Below are 14,711 nucleotides of genomic sequence, written 5' to 3' on the forward strand. Positions count from 1 at the left end.
TATCTTGCATGACATGATTTTTGTTATACATTGCCTCCCAATAAAACGGGAGGATGCGCATGTATACCCAGGCGCTCAACACGGCCGAGGCGGATGACCGCAGCCCTGAGGACGCGGCCAGAGCTGCGCAGTTCCAGGGCCGCATCGACGCCGAGGAACGCATCGAGCCGAACGACTGGATGCCCGCGGCCTATCGCAAGACGCTGACACGCCAGATTTCCCAGCACGCCCATTCCGAGATCGTCGGCATGCTGCCGGAAGGCAACTGGATCACGCGTGCGCCGACCCTCCGCCGCAAGGCCGCGCTGCTCGCCAAGGTGCAGGACGAATGCGGCCACGGGCTCTATCTCTATGCCGCCGCCGAGACGCTCGGTTCATCGCGCGAGGAGCTGGTCGATGCCATGCTCGCGGGCAAAGCCAAGTACTCCTCGATCTTCAACTATCCGACGCTGACCTGGGCTGATATCGGCACCATCGGCTGGCTGGTCGACGGCGCCGCAATCATGAACCAGATCCCGCTGTGCCGCTGCTCATACGGCCCCTATGCACGCGCGATGATCCGGGTCTGCAAGGAGGAGTCGTTCCACCAGCGCCAGGGCTACGAGATCATGCTGACGCTGTGCCGCGGCTCGGACGAGCAGAAGGCGATGGCGCAGGATGCGCTGAACCGCTGGTGGTGGCCGGTGCTGATGATGTTCGGCCCGCCAGATAGCACGAGCCAGCACAGCGACACCTCGACGAAGTGGAAGATCAAGCGCTTCTCCAATGACGAGCTGCGCCAGAAATTCGTCGATGCAACCGTGCCGCAGGCGCAATATCTCGGCCTCACGATTCCCGATCCCGGCATGATTCAGGATGCGGACGGCCACTGGCGCTACAGCGAGATCGACTGGACCGAATTCAAGCAGGTGCTCGCCGGCAACGGCCCCTGCAATCGCGACCGCATGGCCGCGCGCCGCAAGGCGCACGCCGACGGCGCCTGGGTGCGCGAGGCTGCGGCGGCCTATGCCGCCAAACGTGCGCATCGCCAGACTGCGCAAGCTGCCGAGTAGGGAGATCGATATGGCCACGCCGAACACGCCGCTGTGGGAAGTCTTCATTCGCAGCCGGAACGGGCTCGCGCACAAGCATGTGGGATCGCTGCACGCGAGCGATGCCACCATGGCGCTGCAAGCCGCCCGCGATATCTACACCCGCCGCGGCGAGGGCCTGTCGATCTGGGTCGTGCCGTCGACTGCGATCACCGCGAGCGATCCCGCCGAGAAGGCCATGATGTTCGAACCGGCGGAATCGAAGATCTACCGGCATCCGACCTTTTACGAGGTGCCGGAAGAAGTGGGACATATGTGATGGCGGTCGCCAACATCGAGGTCTCCCAAACACCGCTGGTGCTCTACGCGCTGCGCCGTGCCGACGATGCGTTGATCCTCGGCCATAGGCTGTCAGAATGGTGCGGGCATGCGCCGATGCTGGAAGAGGACATGGCGCTCTCCAACATCGCGCTCGACCTGATCGGCCAGGCGCGCGAGCTCTACACCTACGCCGCCAAGACCGAAGGCGGGGATAACGACGAGGACAAGCTCGCTTACTTGCGCGACGTCAGGCAGTACCGCAACCTGCTGCTGGTCGAGCAGCCCAATGGCGACTTCGCCCAGACCCTGGTGCGACAGTTCTTCTATTCCGCGTTCGCCGACCTCTACTGGCGCGCGATGATGAATTCGCGCGACACGACCCTGGCCGCGATTGCCGCCAAGTCGGAGAAGGAGAGCGCCTATCATCTGCGCCACGCCTCGGAGTGGCTCATCCGCCTCGGCGACGGCACCGATGAGAGCCACGCCCGCGCGCAAGCCGCGATCGATCATCTCTGGGCCTTCACCGGCGAGATGTTTGCCGTCGACGACGGCGAGCGCGCCCTGATCCATGCCGGTATCGCGATCGATCCCGGCACCTTGCGTGGTCGCTGGTTGCAGACGCTTTCCAGTGTCGCCAGCGAAGCCACGCTGGTCTTGCCGCAGAACGACTGGATGCAGCAGGGCGGCCGCGCGGGCCGGCACAGCGAACATCTCGGCCATCTCCTGTCCGAGCTGCAATCGATGCAGCGCACCTTTCCGGGGCTGACATGGTGAGCGTGCTCGACCGTGACAGCGAGCTGCACCGGCGCGCCTGGGACGCTGCGGCGAGCGTGGTCGATCCGGAGATTCCGGTCCTGACCATCGCCGATCTCGGCGTGCTCCGGGATGTCGCCTTGGCCGGCGACCACGTCGAGGTCGCGATTACGCCGACCTATTCCGGCTGCCCGGCGATGAACATGATCGCGCTGGAGATCGAGCTGGCGCTGGAGCGCGCCGGTTTTAGCAGTCCAAAAGTCCGGACCGTGCTGTCGCCGGCCTGGACCACCGATTGGATGACCGAGGAGGGCCGCCAGAAGCTGCGGGCCTACGGCATCGCGCCGCCGCAAGCCTCGAGCTCGCGCCGCGCGCTGTTCGGCGCGCAGGCCGTGGCGTGCCCGCAATGTGGCTCCGGAGACACCGAGCTGCTCTCCGAATTCGGCTCGACCTCCTGCAAGGCGCTGTGGCGCTGCAAGGCCTGCCGCGAACCTTTCGATTATTTCAAGTGTCATTGACCATGTCAGCAGCCGCACCCCGCTTCCATCGACTGGCCGTCAGCGACCTTCGCCGCGAGGCGTCCGACGCCGTCTCGATGACCTTCGCCATCCCCGGCGATCTCGCCGGCGATTACGCTTTCACGCCCGGCCAGTACCTCACGCTCCGCACGACGCTCGACGGAGAGGAGGTGCGCCGCTCCTATTCGATCTGTTCCGGCCCTGATGACGGCGAGATTCGTATCGCCGTGAAGAAGATCGACGGCGGCGCGTTTTCGAACTGGGCGGCGGACGAGCTGAAATGCGGCGACCAGCTCGACGTGATGACGCCGACCGGGCGCTTCGGTGCAGTCCCGCCGGCGGATAGTGCACGCATCCATGTCGGCTTCGCCGCAGGCTCCGGCATTACGCCGATCCTGTCGATCGTGAAGGGCACGCTCGCGCGCGAGCCGGACAGCCGCTTCTTCCTGTTCTACGGCAACCGCACCACCGACAACATCATGTTCCTCGAGGCGTTGGAGGAGCTGAAGGACCGCTTCATCGATCGCCTGTCGATCTTCCACGTCATCTCCGGCGAGGAGCAGGACATTCCGATCCTGCATGGCCGGCTGGACGGTGACAAGGTGAGGGTGCTGCTGCGCTCGCTGGTTCCGGCGGCTAGCGTCGATCATCTCTACATCTGTGGCCCTCTTGGCATGAGCGAGGACATCGAGACCACCTGCCGCGAGCTCGGCATCGCGGAAGAGCGTATCCACGTCGAGCGCTTCGTCTCCGAGTTCGGCGGCAAGCCGCGGCCGAAGAAGGCGGTGGCGCCCGACGCGCCGCCGAAAGCGATCGCCTCGCTGATCATCGACGGCAAGCGCCGCGACGTTCCGGTCGCCGAGGACGAGGCGATCCTCGATGCCGCGCTGCGCGCCGGCGTCGATCTGCCCTTCGCCTGCAAGGGCGGCATGTGCTCGACCTGCCGCGCCAAGCTGGTCGAAGGTGAGGCGCCGATGGACATCAACTATTCGCTGGAGCCGTGGGAGCTGAAGGCCGGGTTCGTCCTGACCTGCCAGGCCAAGCCGTCATCGGAGCGGGTCGTGGTCGATTATGACCATGTCTGAGCAGGCATGTCAGACGCTGACGATGCAAATGCGTCGCATTATTTGACAGTTTTGGCCAACCAGCAGAACATCATGGGCAAACATCTGGCCGGGAGAAGCGCGTGAACGTCAAAGCTGCCCTGTCGCCCGAGGATATTTCCCGCGCCTGCGCTGAGGCGATGTGGGCGGAGGACGATGCCTCCAAGGGGCTCGGCATGGAGATCGTCGAGATCGGCCCCGGCTTCGCGACGCTCGCGATGACGGTGCGGCCGGACATGGTCAACGGCCAGCGCATCGCCCATGGCGGCTTCATCTTCACACTCGCCGATTCCGCCTTCGCCTTTGCCTGCAACTCGCACAACGAACGCGTGGTCGCCGCGCAGGGGCAGATCACCTTCATCAAGCCGGGCAAGCTCGGCGATCGCCTCGTTGCGAAGGCACGTGAGATCACGCGCGGCGGTCGCTCCGGCATCTATGACGTGCGCGTCACCGTCAGCGACACCGTCATTGCGGAATTCCGCGGACATTCGCGCGTCATTCCCGGCACGTGGCTGCCGACGCAAGACCAATAATCAATCAAGAAAAACAAATCGATGGTGGGAAACGAGGATGGCTTTGACGAGACTCAAGGAAGGTGGCAGCGCCTATAGCGCCGAGATGGACGCGCATGAGCGTGCCTCGCGCGACGAGATCAGGGCGCTGCAGAAGCAGCGGCTGACCTGGTCGCTGAAGCACGCCTATGACAACGTCGCGCATTATCGCAAGGCCTTCGACGGGGCCGGCGTGCATCCGTCCGATTTTCGCGAGCTCTCCGATCTCGCGAAATTCCCCTTCACGGTGAAAACGGATCTGCGCGACAACTATCCCTTCAACATGTTCGCCGTGCCGCGCGAAAAGCTGGTGCGCGTGCATGCGTCCTCGGGCACGACCGGCAAGCCGATCGTGGTCGGCTATACCCAGGCCGACATCGACACCTGGTCGGACGTGATGGCGCGCTCGATCCGCGCGGCCGGCGGCCGTACCGGCATGATCATCCACAACGCCTACGGCTATGGGCTCTTCACCGGCGGCCTCGGCGTGCACTACGGCGCTGAAAGACTCGGCTGCACCGTGGTGCCGATCTCGGGCGGCATGACCGAGCGGCAGGTGCAGCTCATCAACGATTTCCGGCCCGACATCATCACGGTGACGCCGAGCTACATGCTGGCGATCCTGGACGAGTTCAAGCGCCAGAAGCTCGACCCGCGCCAGTGCTCGCTCAAGGTCGGCATCTTCGGCGCCGAGCCCTGGACCAATGCGATGCGCGGCGAGATCGAGGACGCCTTCGACATGGATGCGACCGACATCTACGGCCTCTCCGAGGTGATCGGCCCCGGCGTCGCGCAGGAGTGCATCGAGACCAAGGACGGCCTGCACATCTGGGAGGATCATTTCTACCCCGAGGTGATCGACCCTGAAACGGGTGCGGTGCTGCCGGATGGTGAGAAGGGCGAGTTGGTCTTCACCTCGCTCACCAAGGAAGCCTTCCCGGTGATCCGATATCGCACCCGCGACCTGACGCGGCTGCTGCCGGGTACGGCGCGGCCGGGCATGCGGCGGATGGAGAAGGTGACGGGCCGCTCGGACGACATGATCATCCTGCGCGGCGTCAACCTGTTCCCGACCCAGATCGAGGAGGTGCTGCTCGCGACCGATTGGTGCGGCGGCCACTTCATCCTGGAACTGACCCGCGAAGGCCGTATGGACGAGCTGACCATCATCGCGGAGGCGCGATCCGAAAGCTGGGACGGCCGCGGTCTCCTCGACCACGCCGGCCGGATTTCGACGCACATCAAGAACACCATCGGCATCAGCTCCAGGGTGCAGGTGGTCGCGCCCGCCACGCTGGAACGCTCGCTGGGCAAGGCCAAACGCCTCTACGATAAGCGGCCCAAGGACTGATTTGACCGATTGACTTGACCGATTGACTTGATCGGCCCCAAAGGCGACAAGGCCCGCGAGAAATCGCGGGTCTTTCCATGTCGCCAGCCGATACCAAAACCGTCGAAGCGCGTTGCGTGCGCCTCAATGCCAAGGCCGAGAACGCCGCCGCGGTCGCGCCGGTGGTCGAGCGCCACACGCTAACGCGCGGCCCCAATGATCTCCTGATCGAGGTGAAGGCCGCCGCCGTCAATCCCTCCGACGTGAAGGCCGCGACCGGGTTGATGCCCTATGCCGTGTTCCCGCGCACGCCGGGCCGCGACTATTCCGGCGTGGTGATCGACGGGCCGGCCGGCACGGTCGGCCGCGAGGTGTTCGGCTCCTCCGGGGATCTCGGCATCCGCCGCGACGGCACTCACGCAACCCATCTCGTCGTCGAAGCTGACGCCGTCGTCGATAAGCCGAAGGCAGTGTCCTGGGAGGAGGCCGCCGGCATCGGCGTGCCCTTCGTCACCGCGATGGAAGGTTTTCGCCGCGCGGGCGTGCCGAAGAGCGGCGAGACGGTTCTGGTGTTCGGCGTCAATGGCAAGGTCGGCCAGGCCGCGGTGCAGATCGCGACCTGGCAGGGCGCGCGCGTCATCGGCGTGGTACGCAAGGCAGAGGCTTACGAAGGCCACACCAACGCTTCCATCGAGGTGATCGACGCGTCCGCGACCGACGTCGCCACGCGCGTGCGCGAATTGACCGGCGGCAAGGGGGCCGACATCGTCTTCAATACCGTCGGCGATCCCTATTTCCAGGCCGCGCACAAGTCGCTCGCATTGCGTGGCCGTCAGATACTGATCGCCGCGATCGACCGCATCGTGCAGTTCAACATCCTCGAATTCTATCGGGGCCAGCACACCTATGTCGGCATCGACACCCTCGGCCTGTCGTCGGCCGCGACAGGCGCGGTGTTGCGCGATCTCGGCCCGGGCTTTGCGAGCGGCCAGCTGAAGCCGTTCCCGATCAAGGCGAATGCCGTCTATCCGCTGGAGCGCGCCAAGGAGGCGTATGTCGCGGTTGCCGGCTCTTCGCGGGATCGCGTGGTCCTGAAGCCGTAATCATGGATTCGTCCGCAGCACTCGTCACCTTCGCCGGCCTCGCCATCGGCCTTGTCTACGGCGCCGTCGGTCTGCTCAGCGGCTTCTGCCTGATGAGCAGCATGCGCGGCTGGCTCGCGGAGGGAGACGGGCGGCTGGTGCGGACCTATGCGCTGGCGATCGCCGTTGCGATCGCCGCCAGCCAGTTCCTCGCCGGCAACGGCATGGCCGATTTGGGCAAGTCGATCTACCTGCAGCAGACGTTCTCGGTGCCGGTGCTGTTCCTCGGCGGAGTGCTGTTTGGTTACGGCATGGTGCTGTCGAACGGCTGCGGCTCGCGCGCGCTGGTGCTGCTCGGCCGTGGCAATCTCCGCTCCTTCGTCGTCGTGATCGTGCTCGCCATCGCTGCGCAGATGACGCTCAAGGGTCTGATCGCACCGGCGCGCATCGCGCTGGTTCAGGCCTCGCAAACCACCGTCAGCGCCAATTCGCTGCCGTCCCTGTTGGCGACGCTTGGTCCAGCTGAAGCTCTTTCGCGCGCGCTGGCTACCGCGGTGCTCGTCGTCGTGCTGATCCTGTTCGCCTTCGCGCATCCGATGTTTCGGCGCTCGCCGGGCCAGATCGCGGCGGGCGTCGTCGTAGGCCTGCTCGTCGCCGCCGGCTGGTTTGTCACCGGCTATCTCGGTGCCGACGACTTCAATCCGGTTCCGGTGACCTCGCTCACCTTCATCGCGCCGATCGCGGACGCGCTGCAATATGCCATGCTCTCGACCGGCCTGGCGCTCAATTTCGGCATTGCGACGGTCGCCGGCGTCCTCGCCGGCAGCCTCATCACCGCACTCGCCACGGGCCGCTTCAAGCTTGAAGGCTATTCCTCGCCCCGCCACATGCTGCGCTCGGGCAGCGGCGCCGCGCTGATGGGCATCGGTGGTGTGATGGCGTTCGGCTGCTCGATCGGGCAGGGGCTCACGGGCGTGTCGACGCTGGCGCTGGGCTCGTTCGTCGCGCTCGCCGGCATACTGCTCGGCACGACCGCAGGTTTGCGTGGCGTGCTGCGGGTTCAACCGCTCGCGATGGCTTGACCGCGCAACAGCCGGTCGCCGAGCGTCGCAAGTCCGATGCCGGTGACGATCAATCCGGCCGCGACGGCGAGGCTCATGTCGAGGGGCTCGCCCAGCAGGATCGCCGCACTGGCGATGCCGACGAGCGGCGTCCCAGTGGTGCCAAGCGACGTCGTCAGCGCCGAGATGCTCTTGTTGACCATCGACATCGCCCAATAGGCCAGCGCGGTTCCGATCAGGCCGGAGTAAAGGAACAGCATGGCCAGCCGCCATGACCATTCCACGTGCGGCAGCCCGTCGATGACCATCGCCAGGGTCGAGAGTATGACCGTGGCCACGAGCACCTGCCAGATCAGGAGCTGGAGCGGGGAGGCGATCCAGCGATGCGCGCGGATGTAGATGATGTTCGCAGCCCACGAGATCGCGGCCAGGATGACCATGCCGGCGCCGAGCACGACGTTGGCGTTGCTCCAGTCTATTGAGGACGGATTCAGGATCACGGCGAGACCGATCAGTCCGAGCAGGGCGCCGGCAAGCTTGGGTGCGGTCAGTGTGTCCTTCCCGAGCAGGGGCGCCGCAATCGCGACCCAGAGCGGCGTGGTGTAGCCGAGCACGATGCCCTTGCTCGCGGGCAGGAAGCGCAGGCCGGCCGCGACCAGAATGGAGAAGAGCGTCATGTGCAGCAGCGCGACGCTGAGGACAACCGGCACGTCGCGCCGCTCCGGAATCACGAGATTGTTGCTCAGTCCGAGGATGACAAACAATCCTGCGAGCGCGATCCAGCTCCGGATCGCCGAGCTCCACAGCGGCGGGACGAGCTGCACCAATTGCTTCGTCACCGACCAGTTCACGCCCCAGGCCAGCACGACGATGAGGAACAGGCCGACGGCCGCGCGGGGGGACAGGGAGTTCATCGCAAGATCCTTGAAGCAGTCCGGTCTGGCAGATAGCATCCACGCTGGTACCCACAAAAGCGCCAGATCAGAAAGGATCAAGGTGCCAGTTCCGGATGATATGATCTCGGCCCTGATCGGCCTGAAGCGGGCCGGCGACGACGGCCTAGTGGCTCAACTGACGAGCCAGCTCCGAGGCTTGATCGCGACGGGCCGCCTCGGCAAAGGCCGCACGCTCCCGTCAAGCCGCCGGCTCGCCAGCGATCTCGGCGTTTCCCGCAACACCGTCACCTATGCGTTCGAGCAGCTCGCCGCGGAGGGATATCTCGAGGCGTCGCACGGCCGCCGTCCGGTGGTCATCGTCGACGGCGGCGAACGGCGTCAAGGAGCGGAGGCCGTTGCGGCGCGCGTGCGCATCGGCAAGCCGCGGCTTTCGCCCTGGGCCTCGCAGCTCAAGCAGACCGACTGGCCGATGTCCTATCAGGCGCCGCTAAGACCGTTGCGTCCAGGGCTTGGAGATGCGCGGGAGTTTCCGAACGAGATCTGGGCTCGCTGCCTGCGCCGCAGCGCCGTGCGTGCGGCCAAACGCGAGCTCGGACCGCTCAACCGAACGCGCCTGCGTGAGGCGCTCGCGCATTATCTGGCCGCCGGCAGAGGCGTTCGCGCCACGGCAGAGCAGATCATGATCCTGCCGAGCGCGCAGGCCGCGCTGACCTTGATCGCGGCTGTTCTCATCTCCCCCGGCGACGAGGTCTGGGTCGAGGATCCCGGCTATCCCGGCGCGGCCGCCGCGTTCCGTGCCTCCGGCGCGCGCGTGACCGGCATGAGGCTGGACGCGCAGGGCATGCAGCGGATGCCGGGTCTCGCGGCCCCGAAATTGATCTTCATGACGCCATCGCACCAGCATCCCACCGGACGGCTGATGTCGCTGGCGCGCCGCACCGAATTTCTCAGGCTGTGCAGGCCCGGCAGGACCTGGATCGTGGAGGACGATTACGACGGCGAATTCCACTATGACAGCCGGCCGGTGCCGGCGCTGCAGGGGCTCGATGCCCTTGGCCGCGTGTTCTATGTCGGTACCTTCTCGAAGGTGATGACATCGGACATCCGGCTCGGCTATCTGGTCGTGCCGCCGGCATTGGTCGGCGCGTTTGAAATCGCACAGCGGCACATCGGGCTGATCGCCGCGAGTCACGTCCAGGAAGCGCTGGCCGAGTTCATCGCTGACGGGCATTTCCTCGCGCATCTGCGCCGGATGCGCCGGCTCTATCACGCGCGCCGCGACCACCTCGTTGCAGGACTGCAGCGCCATCTGGGCGAGATGCTCTCGGTCGAAGTGCCCGCGGGCGGCATCCAGCTCGTCGCCCGTTTCAAACGCGGCACCGCCGATCGGGCGGCAGTCAAACGACTGGCTGCCGCGGGCGTCGAAACGCGGGCGCTGTCCAGCCTGGCGCTGGACCGGCCGCGGGATCACGGCCTGCTGCTCGGTTTTGCGGCCTGGCGCGAGAACGAGATCAGCGCGGCAGTGCGGACAATGGCATCCTGCTTCTAGCGCAGCCGGCTAATCCACGGCCTTCGTCACGATGCGGATCTCTGACGTCAATGTCCGGTGCACCGGGCACTTGTCGGCGATCTCCATCAGCTTCCTGCGCTGCTCGGCATCCAGCGCGCCGTCGATCGCGATGTCGCGCTCGATCTGGTCGAGCATGCCCTCGCGTGTCTCGCACTCCGCGCAATCCTTGGCGTAGATTTTCGAATGCTTCAGCGTGACGGTGACGCGGTCGAGCGGCAGCGACTTGCGGTCGGCATAGAGACGCATGGTCATGGAGGTGCACGCGCCCAAGCCGGCGAGCAGGAAATCGTAGGGCCCGGGGCCGGCGTCCTCGCCGCCGGCAGCCACCGGCTCGTCCGCCACAAGCCGATGCGGGCCGACGCTGATGACTTGGTTGAACTTGCTCTTGCGGGTCTCCCGTACCACGACCTGGCGCGACGCCTCGGGTAGATCCATCGCCTTCGCGGGTTTTGCGGTGTCGATGTAGCGGCTGGCCCAGGCCGCGATCAGATCGGCCGCATAGAGCGCGTCGGCGGGCCTGGCGAGCAGATGGTCGGCATGGTCGAGCGAGACGAAGCTCTTGGGGTGCCTGGCTGCAACGAAGATCTTGGTCGCATTGTCGATGCCGACGGTGTCGTCGACCGGCGAGTGCATCACCAGCAACGCCCTGTGCAGCCCCGTGATGTCTTTCATCAGTTCGTGCTCGGCGATGTCCTCGAGGAACTCGCGCTTGATCCGGAACGGGCGTCCCGCGAGCGAGACCTCGACCTCGCCGTGCGCGCGGATGTTGTCGATATGCTCCTTGAAGAGGCCGGTCACATGCGCCGGATCGGATGGGGCCGCGATGGTCACGACCGCTGTGGCCTCGGGAATTCTTCCGGCTGCCGCCAGGATGGCAGCGCCGCCGAGGCTGTGGCCGATCAGAAGCGACGGCGCCTTACGGGTCGAACGCAGATGATCGGCTGCGCGGACGAGATCGGCGACGTTGGACGAAAACGTCGAATTGGCGAAATCGCCTTCGCTCGAGCCGAGCCCGGTGAAGTCGAAGCGCAGCACCGCGATGCCCCTGGCGGCCAGCGCGACCGAGATGCGCTTGGCGGCCAGCGTGTCCTTGCCGCAAGTGAAGCAGTGCGCAAACAGCGCGTAGGCCGCGGGCTCGCCGTCCGGCAGCTCCAGCGCGGCCGCAAGCTGATGGCCGCCTTCGCCCGTGAATTGAAAGCGTTCCGTCGGCATGGGCTTCCCCCGTTCCTGCTTGTATTCTAATCGTCTGAGTAGCGCTGCTCGGCCCAGGGGTCGCCGCGGTTATGATAGCCGCGGACTTCCCAGAAGCCCGGCGCGTCCGCGGTCAGGAATTCGATGGCCTGGAGCCATTTCGCGCTCTTCCAGAAATAGAGATGCGGCACGACCAGCCGCACCGGGCCGCCATGCTCCTCCGTCAGCGGCTGGCCGGACCAGCTATGGGCGAGCAGCGCGTCCTCGGCGGCAAAGTCTTCCAGCGCGAGGTTGGTGGTGTAGCCGTCATGGGAATGCAGCGTCACGAAGCGTGCATCCTCGCGCGGCTGGCAAGCCGCGAGCAGCTCGCGCGTGGCGAGCCCTTCCCACTCGTTGTCGTAGCGCGACCAGGTGGTGACGCAATGGATGTCGGAGGTGAACCGCGCCTGCTTCTGCGCGATGAATTCGGCGAATGTCCAGAACACGGGGCTCTCGATCGCGCCATAGACGTCGAGCCGCCAACGGTCGCGCGACACCGGCGGCACGACTCCGAGGTCGAGCACAGGCCAGTCCTTGGTCAGGTGCTGGCCGGGCGGCAGCCTTTGATCCTCCGGTCGCGTGATCTTCCCTGTGAGAAAGCGGCCCTCGCGCGCCCATTTCTCCTTGGTGCGCGTCAGCTTGCTGTCGGATGGCGTCTCGTCAGCCATGGTCTACTCGTGCCGGTGCATTGCCGAAGTGTGCTTGGTGTCGCGCATGGTAGCATAGATGATCAAGGACAGGCAGATGATGCCGCTGAGGTAGAAATAGAACCATTCCTCGTGCCCGATGCTCTTGAAATAGAGCGCGATCGCCGGCGCCGTGCCGCCGAAGACCGAGACCGTGATGGCATAGGGCAGGCCGACGCCGAGCGCGCGGACATTGGTCGGGAACAGCTCGGCCTTCACCACCGCGTTGATCGAGGTATAACCGGCGACGAACAGCCAGGCACAGCAGATCAGGACGAACGCGACGAAGGGCGACTTGGTCTCCTTCAGCGTCATCAACAGCGGTACGGTCGCGAGCGTGCCGGCTACACCGAAGAAGATCAGCAGCGGCTTGCGTCCGATCTTGTCGGAGATCGCGCCGTAGATCGGCTGGAGGACGGTCGCGAAGACCAAAGTGCCGAAGATCACGAAAGTGGTCTGGTCCTCAGTCAGCCCGACCGAAAGCTTGACGAAGGTCTGCATGTAGGTAGTGAAGGTGTAGAACGCTGCGGTACCGCCGGCGGTGAGGCCGACCACCAGCAACAGCTCGCGCGGATAACGCAGCAAATTGGTGATCGAACCGGTCGGCTTCACCACCTTCTTGGCCTCCTCGAACGCCTCCGTCTCGTGCAGGCCGCGCCGCATCACCGCGGCAAAGATCGCGAGCGCTGCGCCGATCGCAAAGGGAATACGCCAGCCCCAGGCCTTCAGCTCCTCCGGGGTGAGAAAGACCTTTTGCAGGAGCAGCAGCACGATGATCGCGGTGAGCTGGCCGCCGATCAGGGTGACGTATTGGAAGCTCGAATAGAAGCCGCGGTGCTTGGGATCGGCGACCTCGCTGAGATAGGTGGCGCTGGCGCCATATTCGCCGCCGAGGCTCAGGCCCTCGATGACGCGTGCGAGCGCGAGGATGACGGGCGCGGCGAACCCGATCGTGGCATAGGTCGGCGTCAGCGCAATGATCAGCGAACCAAAGCACATGAAGACGACAGAGAGCGTGAGCGAGATGCGTCGTCCGAAATGGTCGGCGAGATAGCCGAAGAACCAGCCGCCCAGGGGCCGCATCAGGAACGTCGCCGCGAAAACGACGGCGACATTCAATTGCTGCACGACGGGGTCGTTGCCGGGGAAGAAGGCGGGAGCGAAATAGAGCGCGAACGCCGTATAGGCGTAGAAATCGTACCACTCGACGAGATTGCCGATCGAGCCGATGAAGATCGCCTTGATCCGCCGCTTGGCGTCGGCGATATCGATGTGGTCGGAGGCCGGTTGGATTGCTTGTTTAGTCACGTCCGGCCTCTCCGTTGTCTGGAAAGGCCTACATCGCCTTTCCGAACAAGAATGGCAACTGGCGGGGGCCCCGCACCGTGCCCTGTGACCAGGTCACGGTGCCTGCCGGATCGAGCCGGAAGTCTGGAATGCGCTTCAGCCATTCCTCCAGCGCAACCTGCATCTCCATGCGCGCCAGGTTGGAACCGACGCAGCGGTGAATGCCGAGGCCGAAGGCGGCGTGGCGATTTTCGCGACGGTCGATCACGACTTTGTCAGCGTCCGGAAACATCTTGGGATCGCGATTTGCAGCCGGGAAGGACAACAGCACCATGTTGCCCGCCTTGACCGGGCAGCCCGAGATCGTTGTCTCCTTGACCACCTCGCGGGCCATCGTCACCGGCGAATAGGCGCGCAGCAGTTCCTCCACCGCAGTTGGGATCAACGCGGGCTCGGCGATCAGCCGCTCGCGGTCGGCCGGCGTCTTAGCAAGATGCCAGAGCGAGGAACCGATCGCGCTCCAGGTGGTGTCGATGCCGGCGATCAGAAGCAGGCGCAGCGAGCCCAGCACGTGGGACTCTTCCAGCGGCTGACCTTCTTTGTCCTTGGCGTTCATCAGGTAAGAGATGAGATCGTTGGTCGGCCTCGATCTGCGCTCTTCGATATGCGTCCTGAAATAGGCGCTCATCTCCTGCACGGCCTGGAGCAGCTTGCTCTCGTCCTTGATGCCGAGCTCGAGGATCATGTGGATCCAGTTGATGAAGAGATCGCTATCGCTCTCGGGAATGCCGAGCATGTGTGCGATGGCCCGAACCGGGATGTACTTGGCGTAGCGCGCTGCGGCGTCGACTTTGCCATCGGCGATGAACCCGTCGATGAGCTCGTTGCAGATCGCGCGCATCCGCGGTTCCAGCTTCTTCATCGCGTCCGGCGTGAAAGGAGGCAGCAGCAGCTGCTTGGCCGGCTTGTGCACGGGCGGGTCCGAAGTGATCGGCGGCGCGGCGTTCCTCGCCACCTCGGGACGGACGTCGCGCACGATGATGCGGCGCGAGGAGAAATGCTCGGTGTCGTTGGCGATCTCGCGCACGGCCTCGTAGGTCGTCGGCATGTAGCAGCCGAGGAAACGCTCGGTGTGCACGACCGGGCTCGCTACGCGCAGCTCGTCCCAGATCGGGAAGGGATCCTCCGTCCATTGTGGATCGGTGTGGTCGAAATCATGGACCCAGTCGGTCACGGGCGGATGGGCGGCGGGCTGGCTGACGTCGGACATGTAGGGGATCTCTTGCTCGTGT

The 14,711-nt window shown here is 65.2% G+C and carries 15 protein-coding genes; 10 read left to right on the plus strand and 5 right to left on the minus strand.

The features are described from left to right. Window positions 1-59: 59 nt before the first annotated feature. From paaA to AABA84_RS30525, 9 genes are all read left to right on the plus strand, one after another. Window positions 60-1,052, plus strand: coding sequence for a 1,2-phenylacetyl-CoA epoxidase subunit PaaA (gene paaA / locus AABA84_RS30485; RefSeq protein ID WP_212248068.1), 993 nt, complete (start codon window positions 60-62; stop codon window positions 1,050-1,052). 10 nt (window positions 1,053-1,062) lie between these two features. Beyond that, on the plus strand, window positions 1,063-1,350 hold the full coding sequence (gene paaB, locus AABA84_RS30490) for a 1,2-phenylacetyl-CoA epoxidase subunit PaaB (RefSeq protein ID WP_028143420.1): 288 nt from the start codon (window positions 1,063-1,065) through the stop codon (window positions 1,348-1,350). Beyond that, entirely contained in the window at window positions 1,350-2,126 is a 777-nt protein-coding gene (gene paaC, locus AABA84_RS30495; RefSeq protein WP_338313973.1) for a 1,2-phenylacetyl-CoA epoxidase subunit PaaC, read from the plus strand. The genes paaB and paaC overlap by 1 nt, the downstream gene beginning before the upstream one ends. Beyond that, window positions 2,120-2,623, plus strand: a complete 504-nt coding sequence (paaD, locus tag AABA84_RS30500; protein ID WP_338309089.1) for a 1,2-phenylacetyl-CoA epoxidase subunit PaaD — start codon at window positions 2,120-2,122, stop codon at window positions 2,621-2,623. The genes paaC and paaD overlap by 7 nt, the downstream gene beginning before the upstream one ends. 2 nt (window positions 2,624-2,625) lie before the next feature. Continuing rightward, window positions 2,626-3,708: a 1,2-phenylacetyl-CoA epoxidase subunit PaaE gene (gene paaE, locus AABA84_RS30505; RefSeq protein WP_212248071.1), complete on the plus strand. Its 1,083-nt coding sequence runs from the start codon at window positions 2,626-2,628 to the stop codon at window positions 3,706-3,708. Between the two features lie 101 nt (window positions 3,709-3,809). Then, window positions 3,810-4,259 carry a hydroxyphenylacetyl-CoA thioesterase PaaI gene (gene paaI / locus AABA84_RS30510; RefSeq protein ID WP_212248072.1) on the plus strand — a complete coding sequence of 150 codons (450 nt, stop codon included), beginning with the start codon at window positions 3,810-3,812 and terminating at the stop codon, window positions 4,257-4,259. 37 nt (window positions 4,260-4,296) lie between these two features. Then, the gene (gene paaK, locus AABA84_RS30515; protein WP_338313974.1) at window positions 4,297-5,628 is read left to right on the plus strand and encodes a phenylacetate--CoA ligase PaaK; all 1,332 of its coding nucleotides are present in this window, start codon (window positions 4,297-4,299) and stop codon (window positions 5,626-5,628) included. Window positions 5,629-5,705: 77 nt separating this feature from the next. Further along, window positions 5,706-6,710, plus strand: a complete 1,005-nt coding sequence (locus AABA84_RS30520) for a quinone oxidoreductase family protein (RefSeq protein WP_212248075.1) — start codon at window positions 5,706-5,708, stop codon at window positions 6,708-6,710. Window positions 6,711-6,712: 2 nt separating this feature from the next. Further along, window positions 6,713-7,771: a YeeE/YedE family protein gene (locus tag AABA84_RS30525; RefSeq protein WP_212248077.1), complete on the plus strand. Its 1,059-nt coding sequence runs from the start codon at window positions 6,713-6,715 to the stop codon at window positions 7,769-7,771. Here the strand turns inward: AABA84_RS30525 and AABA84_RS30530 are convergent. Further along, complete coding sequence (locus AABA84_RS30530; protein ID WP_338309085.1) at window positions 7,750-8,664, minus strand: DMT family transporter; 915 nt, start codon at window positions 8,662-8,664, stop codon at window positions 7,750-7,752. The genes AABA84_RS30525 and AABA84_RS30530 overlap by 22 nt on opposite strands. Window positions 8,665-8,764: 100 nt before the next feature. Between AABA84_RS30530 and pdxR the strand changes: the two genes are divergently transcribed. Continuing rightward, a complete protein-coding gene (gene pdxR, locus AABA84_RS30535; RefSeq protein ID WP_338314003.1) occupies window positions 8,765-10,195 on the plus strand; it encodes a MocR-like pyridoxine biosynthesis transcription factor PdxR in 1,431 nt (476 codons plus the stop codon). Window positions 10,196-10,204: 9 nt separating this feature from the next. Here pdxR and AABA84_RS30540 read toward each other — a convergent pair whose 3' ends face one another. Genes AABA84_RS30540 through AABA84_RS30555 form a run of 4 tightly spaced genes read right to left on the minus strand, consistent with a single transcriptional unit; the run spans window position 10,205 to window position 14,689 of the window. Beyond that, window positions 10,205-11,428 (minus strand): bifunctional alpha/beta hydrolase/OsmC family protein, encoded by a 1,224-nt coding sequence (locus AABA84_RS30540; protein ID WP_338313975.1) that lies wholly within the window; start codon window positions 11,426-11,428, stop codon window positions 10,205-10,207. A gap of 26 nt (window positions 11,429-11,454) precedes the next feature. Continuing rightward, complete coding sequence (locus AABA84_RS30545) at window positions 11,455-12,114, minus strand: sulfite oxidase-like oxidoreductase (protein ID WP_212248080.1); 660 nt, start codon at window positions 12,112-12,114, stop codon at window positions 11,455-11,457. A gap of 3 nt (window positions 12,115-12,117) precedes the next feature. Next, a complete protein-coding gene (locus AABA84_RS30550; RefSeq protein WP_338313976.1) occupies window positions 12,118-13,440 on the minus strand; it encodes an MFS transporter in 1,323 nt (440 codons plus the stop codon). A gap of 28 nt (window positions 13,441-13,468) precedes the next feature. Beyond that, window positions 13,469-14,689 (minus strand): cytochrome P450, encoded by a 1,221-nt coding sequence (locus tag AABA84_RS30555; RefSeq protein ID WP_212248083.1) that lies wholly within the window; start codon window positions 14,687-14,689, stop codon window positions 13,469-13,471. Window positions 14,690-14,711: the final 22 nt, after the last annotated feature.

It is taken from the genome of Bradyrhizobium sp. TM239, assembly GCF_036247985.1.
Lineage (GTDB): Bacteria > Pseudomonadota > Alphaproteobacteria > Rhizobiales > Xanthobacteraceae > Bradyrhizobium > Bradyrhizobium ottawaense.

Coding starts and splice junctions, on each gene's coding strand:
- paaA (WP_212248068.1), top strand. CDS start 60: ATGTATACCCAGGCGCTCAACACGGCCGAGGCGGATGACCGCAGCCCT.
- paaB (WP_028143420.1), top strand. CDS start 1,063: ATGGCCACGCCGAACACGCCGCTGTGGGAAGTCTTCATTCGCAGCCGG.
- paaC (WP_338313973.1), top strand. CDS start 1,350: ATGGCGGTCGCCAACATCGAGGTCTCCCAAACACCGCTGGTGCTCTAC.
- paaD (WP_338309089.1), top strand. CDS start 2,120: ATGGTGAGCGTGCTCGACCGTGACAGCGAGCTGCACCGGCGCGCCTGG.
- paaE (WP_212248071.1), top strand. CDS start 2,626: ATGTCAGCAGCCGCACCCCGCTTCCATCGACTGGCCGTCAGCGACCTT.
- paaK (WP_338313974.1), top strand. CDS start 4,297: ATGGCTTTGACGAGACTCAAGGAAGGTGGCAGCGCCTATAGCGCCGAG.
- AABA84_RS30520 (WP_212248075.1), top strand. CDS start 5,706: ATGTCGCCAGCCGATACCAAAACCGTCGAAGCGCGTTGCGTGCGCCTC.
- AABA84_RS30525 (WP_212248077.1), top strand. CDS start 6,713: ATGGATTCGTCCGCAGCACTCGTCACCTTCGCCGGCCTCGCCATCGGC.
- AABA84_RS30530 (WP_338309085.1), bottom strand. CDS start 8,664: ATGAACTCCCTGTCCCCCCGCGCGGCCGTCGGCCTGTTCCTCATCGTC.
- pdxR (WP_338314003.1), top strand. CDS start 8,765: ATGATCTCGGCCCTGATCGGCCTGAAGCGGGCCGGCGACGACGGCCTA.
- AABA84_RS30540 (WP_338313975.1), bottom strand. CDS start 11,428: ATGCCGACGGAACGCTTTCAATTCACGGGCGAAGGCGGCCATCAGCTT.
- AABA84_RS30545 (WP_212248080.1), bottom strand. CDS start 12,114: ATGGCTGACGAGACGCCATCCGACAGCAAGCTGACGCGCACCAAGGAG.
- AABA84_RS30555 (WP_212248083.1), bottom strand. CDS start 14,689: ATGTCCGACGTCAGCCAGCCCGCCGCCCATCCGCCCGTGACCGACTGG.